At 40.8% G+C, this 1,161-nt stretch carries 1 protein-coding gene; it reads left to right on the top strand.

The features are described from left to right. Nucleotides 1-805: hypothetical protein (locus EDM53_RS06255; protein ID WP_165379668.1), on the top strand; the 805-nt coding region annotated here is incomplete at its 5' end. Nucleotides 806-1,161: the final 356 nt, after the last annotated feature.

The following is a 1,161-nucleotide window of genomic DNA, read 5'->3' as shown; positions in this document are numbered from 1 at the left end:
TGCATGGCAATACAAGGAGTATCTGTACAAGGGAGAGATTGGGAGATTTAAGGATATATTGAAAGAAAACAAGCTAGGTGAGACAGTATCGGTAGATATTTTACGTAATTATGGAGAGTTTAAGAAGCATGTGCTGCTTAGACTACACCCTGACAAGGGAGGGAGAGGGGAAGATTTTATATTTGCAAGGGAATTGCAGCAAAAAATGAGCTCTGATATTGACATAAAGGGAATGATAGGAGAAAAAGCGGCAGAAGTGGAAGTTGTGATGTATAAAGCAGCGTTGAGCATCAAGATAGCTGATACAGTAGTGGATGTACTAAGAGTGGTCAATCGACCAACAGTTGAGAATGTGAAGCAAGTGGTATTGGGCACGGTGCATGTATATGGAATGTACAAGGGATTGAGCGTGTATGGATTAGCACTAGTGGGTTTGGAAGCTACATATCAAGTGTACCAAGGGGAATACGCTGAGGCGCTAAAACAGGTACTGATAACGACGGTTTACATGGCATTACCTATAGTGATGGGTGCAGGAGGTTTGCCATATGCAGGGTTGATATTTACATCAGGAATGACGGTGTACAGCCTTTACCATCTGATGTCCAACGTGCATAGTCTGTACACAGAACACACGAGTGATGACAATGTAGCGAAATCATCAGAGGCTTATGCGAGTCTATATAGTTTACTGGCTTGCACACCCTTGCAATACGTGTATGAGTTTGATAGCTCTAGGGGAGAGCATAATGAATTGATGCAGGAACAAGAGCAATCGGAAGGAGCATTTCAAGGTGATAATTGATGATATGTGGGGAAGGTGTGTTGAGAGATTTGAGTGGTTATAACAATGCAAGGTTATCCCGAGTTTGACAATGATGAGGCTGTAGTGGAGGTAAATAAGGGATTGTGGTGTAAATAGTTTCACAACAAGTGTGAATTTGTTGGCTTCGTTACGTTGGCAACCTTCAATAAAGTGTTTTGAAGGGTACGTAAGAATAAGTGTGTAAGTCATGTATTTTATATCTTAATTCTATCTGGTCCATTCGTCAAAAGTCTAGATTTTGAATATCTGTATTAGAGTGCTGGTCTCAATTTCCGTGCGATTTATGTTTTTTGCAAAGGCTTATAGCCAAATGTTGACGTTTGAGGTGCAATATG

Origin of the sequence: Rickettsiales endosymbiont of Peranema trichophorum, assembly GCF_004210275.1 — a bacterium.
Classification (GTDB): domain Bacteria; phylum Pseudomonadota; class Alphaproteobacteria; order Rickettsiales; family Midichloriaceae; genus RICK02.
This window is presented reverse-complemented; position numbering and strand designations above follow the sequence as displayed.